Genomic DNA, 13,120 nt, shown 5'->3' with positions numbered 1-13,120 from the left:
ATCCCCTTTAAAATGGATCATACTTTTTTTTTAAAAGAGCCAAAATCAAAAAAGAAAACCTTAATTATATTTTCATGCTATTTTAAACACGAAAATAAGCAATTCAAATATTCTACTGGTGAAAAAATTGAGCCTAAGCATTGGAGTTTTAAAGAAAACAGGCCCAAAATAAAAGGAAGTCAAAGAGACGCAAATGCTTCAGCGATAGTAACTCAATTAAATAGATATACAAACAAATTTGAGGAGATAGAAGCTTGGCATACAAAAACAGGGGAGGAATTCACCACCAAAAATTTAAAAAACTCGTTTGATATTGAATTTAAAAAAGTGTCATCTAAAAAGAATTTGTTTTATGATGCATATGATAAATTTATGGAAGAAAAGCAAAAGCGAAATGAATGGAAACCTTCAACAGTAAAGCGTTATAACAATATTAAAAACCATCTTATTCAATTTGAGGAAAAGAAAAAGTATAAACTTACTTTTAGCAAAATAAACAATAAGTTTTATACGGAGTTCATTAACTATTGTTACAATACCTTAGATCATAATACAAATACATTCTCCAGGAATATAGGTTTATTTAAAACATTTATGTTTTGGGCGTTAAAAGAAAAGTTCACATATAATGACACATTTACCAGCTTTGTTAAACCTGAAAGGGTAATAACAAAGGAGGTGGCATTGACTATTGATCAAGTTAAAGCTATTTTTGAGTTTAAGCCAAAGACAAAAAAACTTGAACAGGTTAGAGATGTTTTCGTGTTTCAATGTTTAACGGGATTGAGGTATGGAGAGCTCAAGTTAGTAAATGAGAGATGCGTAATTGACAATATTTTAATTATCCATGAGGAAAAAGATGTTTCCAAAGAACCTAGAAAAATACCTCTTTTTGAAATATCAAATTATTTACTTAAAAAGTACAGTTATAAATTACCTCTATTAAGCAATCAGAAACAAAATGAATATGTAAAAGATGTATTCGAGGAAGCTGATTTTACTCACGAAGTAGAATACAGCCGAACAAAAAACAAGCATCAAGAAATAAAGCACAAACCCTTCAATAAGCGTATTTCAACCCACTCGGCTCGTAGGACCTTTGTATCCATAATGAAAAAAAAGGGTATTGCAGATAAAACCATTATGGAAATGACAGGTCACCGGGACTTTAAAACCTTTAATACCTACTATAAAGTTGATAATATAGCCAAAGTAGATGCAATACATTTGGCATTTGGTAGTATGGAATTACCTAAATTGAAAAAAGCATAAAATCCATGGAACAAAAAGTTAAGTTTAAAGGAATTTTAAAAGATTTTGAATTTAAAGGAGTAAATAGAGAGTTAATAGATTACTTAGTTAATATTGGAGTATACTCACCAGATGATGATTTTGAATTAGCCAGTTATGGTAATTCTATGGTTCTAGAAGATATGTTGCGTTTGGATGGAATAGCATATTTTCTCAACAGACCTTTTTTAGAAGAAATTTACAATGAGTTGGAATGTTTTGTGGCTGATAGCGCTGTAGATATAATAATAGACTTACAAAAGGAAATAGAACTTAGTATTAATAGACATATAGATAAACCAAAAAAAAGAAGAGCTATAAAGAAAAAGCACAAAGAGTTATTTAAAAAACTAAATATTGATAATGAGTATTATTATTACGAAATCGATTCAGAATTAATTGGATGGTCTAAATGGAAGGAAAGAATATGCGAATTGGATGCTACAATTCCTGAGTTAGTTTTAAATCATTTGCTTAATGAAGATTATTATTTAGCTCAAATGGATGAGTTTAAAGGGTTAGGTTTTAAATACCCTGTGTTGGCCCTGAATTTGAACCGATGGTCAGCTTATTTTATATTTAAGTCGGTTTCCAAGTATCTAAACGATGAATTAGCCAAAATTGATATTCTAGAAAATACTGGTGGAAAATCTATAGATGTTAAAATAAAAGAGTTGGAAAACAGTAATCAATTAGATGCAAAAAACGTAAAAAAAGCAAACTTGAAAATCTTATTTGAGGAAGCTGGTCAGAAAGAAGTTTACAAAAATGTAATTAAAGATCTCATTGATAGAAATATAATAAAAAAAACGGAAGACTCTTATGAAGTTGTTATACCGACGAAGTATCAAATTCGAGGTGGTCAATCTTTTATTTGTTCAATAGGAATGCAATTATATAATAAAGGGTATATTCAAAAATGCCATGATGGGGAGAAAATAACCGAGGCATTAAATAATACTTTTATTAATTCGTCAGTATCAAGAAAGAATTATTTTAGCTTAAAGGAATCTCCTAGACAGTCTGAGTATTTACATTTAACTAATTTTATACCATATAATAGGTCAATAGTTTAGACTTTTGGACGGTCCAAAGCCGTCTAATTATTTATCAATAGTTACTTATATTTTTGATTCATATTTAATTTAAAACGTGTTTCATGGAAGGTATAATTCTGCAAAATGTTGATAAAAAGAAATTCACAGAACTATTTAATAAAGTACATAAATTATCTGAGGATGTTCAATTATTAATTGATAATAAGTTTAGTGAAAATGTAACTCCAGTACAGGCTGCTGAAGAACAAAACTGTTCGGTTCAAACTATTTATGCGCAAATTAAAAAAGGTGTCTATCCAGCTTCAAAAGTTGGCAGAAAACTTCTTATTAAACGTTCTGACCTTGAGAACGCTCTTAAAGAAGTAAAGTCCTTAAAATATAAACGTTAATAAAAGAAAACCCCCAGTACATAACCACATGTGCTGGGGGTTATAATTTATAGCACCAAAAGCGATAAACAGATGCAATATAAGGATTTCTCTCTTCATATAAAAAGCTGCAAAAGTTATGTTTTGGGTTGTGTTGTTACCAAAAAACAATCAACGCATGAATAGACAAAGGATAAACTATTTAGAACAAGTTGTTAATTTTTGGAGGTTTACGAATACTCAAAATTTTAAGTCTAATGATATTGCTATTTATTTCTATTTATTAGAAGTAAACAACTCATGTGGATGGAAAGAATCATTTTTTCATAACAATAAGAAGGTACAAGCATCAGTTCAGGTGTCTTTTAAAACAATGAAGTTGTCTCTAAGAAAATTAAGAGAAGCTGGACTAATAGAATATTTCACTCAAAACGGCAGTCCTAATATTAAATATAAAATAAAAACCTTGTCTAAATTTCCAAAGGTATTGGAAGAGGTTTCTGCCGAGGTTAGGGATAAGGTTAAGGATGAGATAAATAAAACAAAAGATAAACAAAACAATAACAATAATAAAGCTGAAATTAAAAGTGATATTAATATTGTCTTTAAAAATATTTTAGAGGAGTTACAATCAAAAAATGAAAAATCATGGGTAGATGTGATTTATAAAAAATTTGATTTTAAACAAGGATGCCTTTCAGCTCTTATAAATGAATTTAAACTTTCTGTATTGGCTTATGGAGATAAGGAGTATGAAGATAACTTAACTTTATTTAAAAGACATTTTACAAATTGGCTAAATAAGATTGAAAATAATGGGAAGCTTAATGGATACAAAAAACAAAAACACAAAGACTGGATATGAAAATAATAAATGCTATTAACAGAATAAAATTTAGAGTAAATAATAAACATTGGAAGGCAAATGAAACTGATAAGCAAGCTATAAATACAATTATTGAATTTGTTAATCAAAAGCATAAAAATCAAATAAATGCCAACGAGTTACTTGCAAAATTATACATACACCATTATTCTTATTTGAATAGAAAATATAGGTCAAATATTTATGATGAATTACCTATTAAAGAATTACACAAATTACTTGAAATGCCTTTAGCTGTTCACATACAAAAGTTTACAGATGAATTGAATAGTTTGGAGGTTGAAAATTTGTTCATAAAAAATGGAATTTCAACAAAAGAACACCCAGCAACTAAGGCTAAGTGTCAAAAGGAAAAGGAAACAGATAAGTTAATGCAAAGCATAATAAGAGAAGAAAATAAAGACGCTTTGTTTTTAAACACATGGGATGTTTCGCTTGTTAAAGATTTATTGATAAGTCAAATAAATAGTTTTTTAAATACGTATTATGATGCCAGACATAGAGAAAATAAAAATTAGCCCTACTGTATCCGAAGAATTAACTCCTCAAGAGTTAATAGAAATACATGATAAATGTATTGTTAGATTGGATCAAACTCTATTACCAGAGCCTATAGCACTTAGTATTGGAACCCATAGTTATAAGGATAGAATATACCCGACTCCGTTTGGAACGTATGGTAATTTTAGTTGTTTAGTTGGAGCTTCGAAGTCAATGAAAACATTTCTAAAATCAGCTTTAATCGCATCTTACATTGGTGGTAAGTCTAATTATTATTTTCCTGACATGCGAGGACATGATACTAAAGAAAAATATGTTATTGATGTAGATACAGAGCAATCTTTATGGCATACTCAACGTGTTGCAAAAAGAGCATGTGAAATGGTAGGGAATAATTATGAATATTTTAAAGCTTTTTCAACACGAGAAGAAGACCCAAAAATTCGATTTCAATTTATTGAGTGGATAATGATGGAAAGCTCTTATCGTGATAATATTGGTTTAATAACTATTGATGGAGCGGCAGATATTTTAGAATCTGTTAATGATTTGGAATATTCAAATAAAATTGTTCAAGGAATGCTTAAATGGACTTCAATTAGTAAATCTCACTTATGTACGATATTACACAAGAATCCCGGGACAGAAAAGCCCACCGGTCATTTAGGAAGTGCAATTATGAAAAAAGCAGAGACAGTTGCTTTTATTGATAGAGATAGTGAACACAATATTGTGAGGGTTTTACCATCTTATACTAGAGGTTATCCTTTTGATGAGTTTTCATTTACACTTAATGATGATTATTTGCCGAAGGTGGTTAATAGTATTTAGTAAAAATCAGTTATCTTTGAAATACCCCCTTCACTATATAAACTCAAAATATATATGTTATGTCATTCTTTAAAAACAGGCTTTCTGGGTCTCAAAATCAAAAAATTATTTATGGATTAGGGTATGGTCATTACACACCACCATATAATAATTTATCTTTGATAGTTTTAAAAGGGAAGGTTGTTGATTTTTCTACAAATCAACCATTACAGGGGCGCTATATGAAAGCCAAGCGACAAAGCACAGTAGAGCCCGTATTTGGAACCTTAACCCAGTTTATGGGACTTAGGAAAGTCAATACCATTGGCATTAAGCAAGCTAATAAGTGTATGCAGCTCTCGGCCATAGCCTACAACCTTAAAAAGTACTTGAAATTCATAGAAAAACACAGTAAAAGCGGGGCGGCAAGTCTGCAAACTCATTTTTGCATGTATAAAGGCATGATGGGCCTTGTTTTTAGCCCTAGTAAGCATCTTGATTTTAGATGGTAAATAACAACCAAAAACAACAAACGCCCTTGAAAAGGACGTTTTTGTATCACGTTTTTATAAAATTATGGGCTTGCGCAACGGCTACCGTTGTTGGCGGTAGTTTTTATTACTCAATTTTAATTCTAACATATTGTTTAAAAATAAAAATTAACCAAATTATTCCAGTTAAGATTAAAAAAGCAACAAAGTCCTCTTCTGAATAAATTGTAGCTAAAATTCGATAAGGTAAAAGTTCGGTATAGGTCTCAACTTCTCCAAATTTTGGATAATTGTTTTTAGTCAAAAAATTAGTATCGGAATACACGGAACCATCAAAAAATGTATGGTAAATCGCATAATATTTGTCGCTTCTGGGTTTTTTGTATTCAATTCTGCCGAAGTGTTCCAAAATGAAAATAACAACTAATGATATAACTATCGATTTTAGAAGGTTTGTCAGAAGTCTCTTATTAAGCTTTAATTGAATTGTTTTTGCCATATTTTAGATTAGGATTGAGCATAAATAAAAAGCAACAGAAAAACCAAAAAGAATGCTTTGTTTCTTTGTATAATTCCAAGAATTTAATCCGAGATTGTGAGCTAAATTTCTCAATTCCCTAAATCTCAAATCAAAATCAATCGTTTGATTGTAGGCTTTACATTCTTCAATGCTTATTTGAGGTTGTTTTTTAAAAATTATAAATGTTCTTTTTATTCTTTTATATTCTTCAGGTGTACTTTCATCTAATAGTTTTTCCGAATGCTCATAAGTCCTTTGTCTAATTTGGTTTATGCTTCTTGTAATGCGAAAATCTTTTAATCTTGCTATTGATGTGATTAGTCCTATAACAATTGAAAGAACTATACTAACAAGTGAAAGAGCGAGAAAAGATATTGACCAATCAATTTCATTAAATGAGAATTTTAGGTTTTTAAATAAGTCAGCGTTAAAACTAAAGGTTAAAAATCCTATACCTAAACTTAAAAGTAAGTTGTTATAAAATGAAAGTTGATTAATCGTTGTTTGAGTCCAACGAATATTTCTTTCGTGATATTCATTTTTTAATTCTGTGTTCATTTTTCAAAATGTTTGCCAACGTGTTTGTATATGGTTTGTTGCGTGTTTTAAGCAACTAATTTAGCAAATACAAACCGAATAGAAAATCCGCGAGGATTTTCGTAAGTATGCTAGAACTAGCAATAAATTATATACGGTGTTGTGCAACGGTTTTATTGTTAAGCATATCCATTAATTCCTAATTCCGAATATGTTTTGTTTGTCAAATTCACTTTTAGATTGAAATAACAATTTCCTCCATCGTGAACAAGCATTAAATCTTTTTTCCAATCATCACTTTCCCAATCGTTACAGAAAAAGTTAATCCAAACTTCTTTTTCTCCTTTTTCATTAATTACTGGAACATATTGTCTTTTCTTTCCTTTTAGTTTTAATTCAAAACCAGTTTCCTTCCATTTACTTTTTGGATATTCTTCGTTGTGCTTTTCTAAATTTATTTTTTGCCTTTCATTATTCTCTTCAACCGCAATTTTTAAAATATTTTCGATTTCAAATAATTCCGATTGAGTAAGTTCAGTCGGTTTTACATCTTTAAAAATCCAATGCCAATCTTTATTAAAAGGCAGAATAAAAAAATCCGATTCCGCTAATTTAAATTCGATTTGAGTGTTTTCGATTGACTCAATTTCAGTCGTTTTTTTCGTTCCGTTACAAGACGAAATTGAAATCAAAATTATAAATATTAATGTTTTCACGATTTTTTTTTAACTGTTGCACAAAACGGTCTCGGCTATGAACAGTTGCGTGGTTTAGCACGGACTTTTGCAAGTACACCAAAAGCTGAAAATTCCGCAGGAATTTTTAGAATAAGCCTGTAATAGCAATTGTTTATAGCCATTGTTGTAGAGCGTATTTTTAGTCCATTTTCATTGTTCGGAAAAGTCCATTCAAATAGTCTTGGTTTTTCGAGTATTCGTAATAATTCTTTTCTTTTAGAATTGAACTCAAAGCAAGGTTTTCAGCATCTTTTCTTGTTCTTCTTTTCTGATTTAAACATTGATGATGATAAATCAACGTGTTATAAAAACGATTTATGAAATAATGCTTGTAACTCTCTTTTCCTTTGTCCTTTTCAATTTGCATCTCAAAATCGGGAAAACCGAAATATTTGTACTTGTAATATTCTTGTCCATTGAATTTTGGATATTTTTCGATGCTTGATAATGCTTTTTTGTAATTAGGTGGTTTTACAACATTCATATAACCCCAAATCTGATAATAGCAAAGATTCATTGCGGTCAAGAAGAAAATCCCCTTTTCTGTTTCGTCTTTTAGATTGTAGTTGTCAATTACAAAATCTACATTCGATAGGTCAAAGGGTTGATTCTTGTTACCAATTCCGCTAAAAACCATACTATAATAGTTTTCAATCAGTTCATAGCGTTGTACATTTTTTTCTCGCCATTCCTTTAATAGTTCCGTATTGTCTTTCGGGTCTTTTTCTCTGACGTTTTCATTGACTTTCATAATCAAATACAAATTTAAAAGTGTTTGTTCGTCTGGTAATTTCAGGAATTTTTCTGAAGTCAATTCATTGTTTGGACTTATACATTCTTTGACAAAATTTTTTGTTATCAAAAGTTCGGACGAATTTATTTCAGCGAGTTTTTTAAATGTCAAATCCGTTGGGTTATTTCTAAAGACGAAATCCCGATAAATTTTTCCAAGTTCAATTATTCCGCTATCTAAATCATTTGCAAATGTTGACTGGAAGCTGATTATCAGTAATATTAAGATTGGTATTTTCTTGTTCATAGGTTTGTTTTAATATGTCTAGTCCTGAAATATGGCTACAGGTTAAAAATTGATTTACGCTGTTTTTAAATATACCATATTTGGTGTTTTATAGTCTAAAGATACATGTAATCTAATTTGGTTGTATAGATTGATTGCACTTTTTGTTGCTCTTTTGGCGTGTTGTACGCTATCAAAGGTCTGGTCAAGATAAAACTCGTCTTTTAGGATGCCGTTTACACGTTCAGCAATAGCGTTTTCGTAGCAATGATTTTCTTCTGTCATACTAATTTTGATGTTGTTTCTCTTTAAAATTTGTGTGTATATATTGCTACAATATTGTATGCCTCTATCCGAGTGATGTATTAGGTTTTCTGTGTTTTTAGCTTGATATAATGCTTTTTTAAGAGCTCTGGTACAACCGCTAAGATCAAGGCTATCACTAAGGTCGTAACCTATGATTTTTCTAGAATACATGTCAGTTATAAGGGCCAAGTAGCAAAATCCTTTTACAGTTCTGATGTATGTAATATCCGATACCCAAACCTGATTAGGTCTATTAACAAGTACATCTTTTATGATGTTTTTATGTTTGTAAAACCTATGAAAAGAATTGGTAGTTCTGTAGCTGGGTTTCTTTCTGGTTATAAGCATATTGTGTTTTCTAAGAATGTTGAAAAGCGTGTCTCTGCCTACTTTAAGGTTTGCTTTATCAAACTCATTTTTTAAAGATATTTTGAGTTTACGTACGCCTTCTCTAGGCAAGGACCTGCGCTTTTGGTTCACAATTTGAATGATCTGTTGTTCAAGTTTTAAACGTTTGTCAGCTCTATATTTATACTTGTAGTACGCATCACGTTTAAGCCCGAAAGCCATACAAATAGTGGTTAAAGACGCAAATCCTTTAGCTTTGTCTTTGGTTTTACTTAGCGCTCTATATTTAGCTTTTTTTTTAGTTCTGCAACAGATTTATAGCCAAGATCTTCGGCAGCAACTTCCAGGTATGAATCTTGAATCATTGCATCTAGATCTTTCTTTAACAACAATTTTTTTAGTTGTTCAATCTCTTTTTGAAGTTCTTTAATGCGTGTTATTTCGTCTTTGGTTTTCACAGTTATTCTAGTGTTCATAAGGTCTTTACGGTTGTACTTTCTTATCCATTCATTAATGGTAGTTGGTGCAATACCGTAGGCTTTCCCTAGTTGATATTTGTTTAGTTTTCCTGTTGTAAGTTCGTCTAAAATTTTCAGTTTAAAAGGTTCTGAATACCGTCTGATTACTTTGTCATTTTTGTACATAATGTTTGAAATTATGTAGCCTTTATTCAGGACGGGGCAATATGCTCTACAACGTGTTTGTATAAGATTAGTTGCGTGGTTTAAGCAACTAATTTAGCAAATACAAACCGAATAGAAAATCCGCGAGGATTTTCGTAAGTAGGCTCGTCCCAAGCAATTAATTTTATACGTTGTTGGCATTAGTTATTTTTATTCAGTTCGTTAATTTTTTGTTCGATAAATAATTGTTCAAAATCTTCTAATTTTAAACTCTTTATATAGTCCAAATTCTTTTTATTAACACCAGAGAAAAAACCTGATGATTGAACATAAGAAAATTTTATACTATCTAATTTCACATTTATACTGTCTTTTCCAATTTCCTCCATAAATAGCGATATTTGTATGGAAGCATTTTTATCAGGAAGTACTAAATTCGTTCTGTACTTATCAGTATCGCTCCATTGAAAAATTGCATTTTTGAACATTTTTAAATCGAGACTATCTTTTTGAATTTGTATTGGATGTTCATAATTAGATTTCAAGTTCAATTCCACTATCTCTCCTGCTAAAGTAGTCGCGATAAACGCAAAAGAACTAACTGCTATTATTAATGGTTTTGGCAGAAATTTTATTTTTTCAGTTCCGATTGAGTTTTGTTTTCTGTAACGATAGGAAAAAGGTAAAACTAATAATGCTATAAAATCGGAATAGTCAACAACTCGATTTATTCCGATTCCGACACCATTCAAATAGTCAATAACAGATTGAGATAAACTACTTTTCCAAAAAAGAAACAAAATTCCAGTCAGAATGTAAATAGGTTTGATTTTACTTTTAAATAAAAGGCTTATAAAATATGGAAAGGCAAAAAGTCCAACAAAATCAGACAGTTTTCCTGTCAGATAATTATGAAAATAATATTTAAAAAAAAAGTCATTTAGCAACAATAAAATGACAGAAATCAAAAATAATTTTCCGTAAATCAGATTTTTAGGCTGTGATTGGTTCATAATTAATGCCAACGGGCTTTTATAAGATTTGTGCGACTGGAAAATCGGAGATTTTTCGGACGTAGCAAATTGTTTGTTGAATGTTTGTCGGTTCGTTATTTAGTTTAAATGTAAGCATAAATTTTATGAGGTGTTGTAACCAGTTTTTTAATTTTTTGTTATTAATTTCAATTCCGAGTTGTCAATTTTTTTTAATAATTCCGAGTATTTAATTCCATTCAGTTTTATTTTTCCATTTTTTGGTCGATAAATTTCAGATTTGGTTTCAACTCCGTTTCTATAAATCCAAAAATATAAATCGGTAGAATCTTTCTCTAATGTTCTAATGTTTGTTCTTTTCCAAGTTTTCTCAATAATTCCAAATTCCGATGTTGATTTGTTTATTATTAAATCTCCAGTTTTCGATTCAAAGTGTAAATTTTGATAATCTCCATATTGGTCTTCGATTTCCATTAAATACATTCCATAACCTAAAAAACCAACAATAAAAATCAGTCCGATTGTTAAAGTCAGAAATATGATTTTTATTTTACTTTTCATTTGGGGTAGTTTTAATAATTCCGAAAACCCATTTTAGGTTTATAAAAATCAAAATCAACAAAATTATTCCGATAATGATAAATTCATTTGTCGGTAAGTTTTTAAAAGTCGGACGTTGTATTTTTTCGATTAATGCGATTGAATAGGCAAATATTAAAACACAAGTCAGAAGCGTAAAAATTGATTTTCCGATAATCTTAATTGTGTTCAAAATTTTAGGTTTATTCATTCGGTTTGTTGGTTTGGTCAAATGTTTGCCAACGGTCTCGTATAACCGTCAGTTACGGGTTAATATACGTTAATTTTCGGTTTAGCACTGTTGTTAGCAATTCCGAGTGGATTCGGACGTAGTCGAATCCGCCGTAATTGCGGTTATACATTGTTGTAGCTAGTAATTTTTAATCAAGCCACTAATTATTTTTTCAGTTAATTCAAATCCTTTCTGTTGTGGCCAACCTTCCCAAACGACAATTCCATTCGGGTCAATGATTACGCAATGAGGAATTCCTTTAACTTCATAAATTCTTTCCAATCTTTCTTTAGTGTCAATTGCGCTATAATATTCCATTTTGGGATTTTTCATTTTTTTTACTTTTCCCTTAGGCTCATCACTAATACCAATAACAACTAATTTATCCTTGAATTTATGATGAAATTCATTCAATTCCGGAATTGCTTTTTTACAAGGTCCACACCAAGTAGCCCAAAAATCAATTAAAACAAATTTTCCATTAGTTTCAGGCTTTTCAGTTAACCACTTTTCAACGACAATTTCAGGTGCTTTTTTGTTAATAAAGGATTTTGCCCATAATTTCTTTTCTTGAGCATAGAAATTTGAAATGGAAAGTAAAGTTATCAGTAAAATTATTTTCTTCATAGTTTTGTCATTATTAGCTACAACGGTTTTGTATATGTTTTGTTGCGTGGTTTAGCACTTAACTTTGCAAGTACACACCAAACTGAAAATCCGAAAGGATTTTCGTAAGTAGGCTTGAACTAGCAATAAATTATATACGGTGTTACCACACGTATTTTATTCATTTATAGTTAAGAATTCATCAAATGTTTTAATATCTGTTGTATATCCTTGTTCCTTTATAATGTTTCCGTTTTTGTCAATTATTACAAAATATGGTTGATAATTACTTTTGAATTTTGTTTTTTGCAATTCCGAATGTTTTTGTCCAACATATTTAAACAACTTTTCATTCGATTTAGATTCAATACTTTCGTTTTTTGGTAAACTCGTTCTATCATCAACGTAAAGGTTCACAAAATGGAATTCATTTTTTAGTTTCTCCGTGATTTTGCTGTCAGAAAGGACATAGTGTTCTATTTTTCTGGCGTTTACACAAGCATAACCTGTAAAATAAAGAAGTAATGGTTTTTCTAATTCATTGGACTTAATTAAAAGGTCTTTATAGTCAACATTTCCAGCATTTTTAAAAATTCCATTGTATTCTTTTGCTTTTGGTTTAGTTTCCGTTTGTTTTGGTTTTTGAGTTTCTTGAAAATCTGCGAATACTTGCTTATATGTTTTTTCAGGGTTTGAATGTTCTTTTAAATAATTATAAAACTTATCAATAAAGTCAGATGGGACTTGCAATTTTTCTAATAAAATTTTGTCTTGTTGCCAATTGTCAATATTCGCAGGTCTTTTTGCCAGTTCATTTGAAACCAATATTGTCGTTTTGGTTAATTCATAAGCTTCTGATTCTTTAAATTCCAATACTTTATCATATAGTTTTTGAAATGTTAGTTTGGCATCACTTTCCTTATTTGAGGCTAATTCGACTAAAATTGTTCCTAAAACTGGACCACTTGAAAAAACTTCGATATCTCCATCGTCAAGTCCACAATTTTGAAGTAGTGAGAAGTCTTCTACAAATCTTTTCAAATTATCCGTGTCGTTTGGAATCAGATTTATTTCTTTCTTTAAAATTGTTTCACAATCTTGGGTAGATTGACAAAATCCATTGAATGATAGAAGTAATGTTGTTATTAGCAATGTTTTTCTCATATGTGTGGTAACGGTTGGGCTATGGTTTGTTGCGTGAAAATCCGCTAGGATTTT

At 30.1% G+C, this 13,120-nt stretch carries 18 protein-coding genes; 7 read left to right on the top strand and 11 right to left on the bottom strand.

What is annotated here, in order from left to right:
- The first annotated feature begins 12 nt into the window (after positions 1–12).
- The 7 genes from KFZ70_RS00650 (at position 13) to KFZ70_RS00620 (ending at position 5,425) form a co-directional block, all read left to right on the top strand.
- Positions 13–1,272, top strand: coding sequence for a tyrosine-type recombinase/integrase (locus tag KFZ70_RS00650; protein ID WP_139696420.1), 1,260 nt, complete (start codon positions 13–15; stop codon positions 1,270–1,272).
- 5 nt (positions 1,273–1,277) lie between these two features.
- Positions 1,278–2,366 (top strand): hypothetical protein, encoded by a 1,089-nt coding sequence (locus KFZ70_RS00645; protein WP_139696418.1) that lies wholly within the window; start codon positions 1,278–1,280, stop codon positions 2,364–2,366.
- Between the two features lie 83 nt (positions 2,367–2,449).
- The gene (locus tag KFZ70_RS00640) at positions 2,450–2,737 is read left to right on the top strand and encodes a helix-turn-helix domain-containing protein (RefSeq protein WP_139696416.1); all 288 of its coding nucleotides are present in this window, start codon (positions 2,450–2,452) and stop codon (positions 2,735–2,737) included.
- Between the two features lie 157 nt (positions 2,738–2,894).
- Positions 2,895–3,581, top strand: coding sequence for a hypothetical protein (locus tag KFZ70_RS00635; RefSeq protein ID WP_139696415.1), 687 nt, complete (start codon positions 2,895–2,897; stop codon positions 3,579–3,581).
- On the top strand, positions 3,578–4,120 hold the full coding sequence (locus KFZ70_RS00630; RefSeq protein ID WP_139696413.1) for a hypothetical protein: 543 nt from the start codon (positions 3,578–3,580) through the stop codon (positions 4,118–4,120). The genes KFZ70_RS00635 and KFZ70_RS00630 overlap by 4 nt, the downstream gene beginning before the upstream one ends.
- Positions 4,089–4,934, top strand: a complete 846-nt coding sequence (locus KFZ70_RS00625; protein WP_407515809.1) for a hypothetical protein — start codon at positions 4,089–4,091, stop codon at positions 4,932–4,934. The genes KFZ70_RS00630 and KFZ70_RS00625 overlap by 32 nt, the downstream gene beginning before the upstream one ends.
- Positions 4,935–4,993: 59 nt before the next feature.
- Positions 4,994–5,425: a transposase gene (locus tag KFZ70_RS00620; protein ID WP_233244035.1), complete on the top strand. Its 432-nt coding sequence runs from the start codon at positions 4,994–4,996 to the stop codon at positions 5,423–5,425.
- 106 nt (positions 5,426–5,531) lie between these two features.
- On the opposite strand, the gene KFZ70_RS00615 is transcribed toward KFZ70_RS00620, so the two are convergent.
- From KFZ70_RS00615 to KFZ70_RS00565, 11 genes are all read right to left on the bottom strand, one after another.
- On the bottom strand, positions 5,532–5,903 hold the full coding sequence (locus KFZ70_RS00615) for a hypothetical protein (RefSeq protein ID WP_139696408.1): 372 nt from the start codon (positions 5,901–5,903) through the stop codon (positions 5,532–5,534).
- A 3-nt stretch (positions 5,904–5,906) separates the two neighbouring features.
- Complete coding sequence (locus KFZ70_RS00610; protein ID WP_139696406.1) at positions 5,907–6,482, bottom strand: hypothetical protein; 576 nt, start codon at positions 6,480–6,482, stop codon at positions 5,907–5,909.
- Between the two features lie 158 nt (positions 6,483–6,640).
- Complete coding sequence (locus KFZ70_RS00605; protein ID WP_139696404.1) at positions 6,641–7,177, bottom strand: hypothetical protein; 537 nt, start codon at positions 7,175–7,177, stop codon at positions 6,641–6,643.
- 160 nt (positions 7,178–7,337) lie between these two features.
- Positions 7,338–8,237, bottom strand: a complete 900-nt coding sequence (locus KFZ70_RS00600; RefSeq protein WP_139696402.1) for a hypothetical protein — start codon at positions 8,235–8,237, stop codon at positions 7,338–7,340.
- 54 nt (positions 8,238–8,291) lie between these two features.
- Positions 8,292–9,185, bottom strand: coding sequence for an IS3 family transposase (locus KFZ70_RS00595; RefSeq protein WP_407516198.1), 894 nt, complete (start codon positions 9,183–9,185; stop codon positions 8,292–8,294).
- The gene (locus tag KFZ70_RS00590; RefSeq protein WP_099570149.1) at positions 9,143–9,514 is read right to left on the bottom strand and encodes a transposase; all 372 of its coding nucleotides are present in this window, start codon (positions 9,512–9,514) and stop codon (positions 9,143–9,145) included. Before KFZ70_RS00590 ends, KFZ70_RS00595 begins: the two co-directional genes overlap by 43 nt.
- A gap of 179 nt (positions 9,515–9,693) precedes the next feature.
- On the bottom strand, positions 9,694–10,506 hold the full coding sequence (locus tag KFZ70_RS00585) for a hypothetical protein (protein WP_407515808.1): 813 nt from the start codon (positions 10,504–10,506) through the stop codon (positions 9,694–9,696).
- A gap of 147 nt (positions 10,507–10,653) precedes the next feature.
- The gene (locus tag KFZ70_RS00580) at positions 10,654–11,046 is read right to left on the bottom strand and encodes a hypothetical protein (protein ID WP_139698891.1); all 393 of its coding nucleotides are present in this window, start codon (positions 11,044–11,046) and stop codon (positions 10,654–10,656) included.
- On the bottom strand, positions 11,036–11,275 hold the full coding sequence (locus tag KFZ70_RS00575; RefSeq protein ID WP_139698892.1) for a hypothetical protein: 240 nt from the start codon (positions 11,273–11,275) through the stop codon (positions 11,036–11,038). Before KFZ70_RS00575 ends, KFZ70_RS00580 begins: the two co-directional genes overlap by 11 nt.
- Positions 11,276–11,434: 159 nt before the next feature.
- Positions 11,435–11,923 carry a TlpA disulfide reductase family protein gene (locus KFZ70_RS00570; protein ID WP_139698893.1) on the bottom strand — a complete coding sequence of 163 codons (489 nt, stop codon included), beginning with the start codon at positions 11,921–11,923 and terminating at the stop codon, positions 11,435–11,437.
- Positions 11,924–12,079: 156 nt separating this feature from the next.
- A complete protein-coding gene (locus tag KFZ70_RS00565; RefSeq protein WP_139698894.1) occupies positions 12,080–13,066 on the bottom strand; it encodes a thioredoxin family protein in 987 nt (328 codons plus the stop codon).
- Positions 13,067–13,120: the final 54 nt, after the last annotated feature.

The sequence above is a fragment of the Allotamlana fucoidanivorans genome (genome assembly GCF_045788535.1).
GTDB lineage: Bacteria > Bacteroidota > Bacteroidia > Flavobacteriales > Flavobacteriaceae > Allotamlana > Allotamlana fucoidanivorans.
The sequence above is the reverse complement of the archived record's forward strand: the minus strand, read 5'-3'. Positions and strand labels throughout refer to the sequence as shown.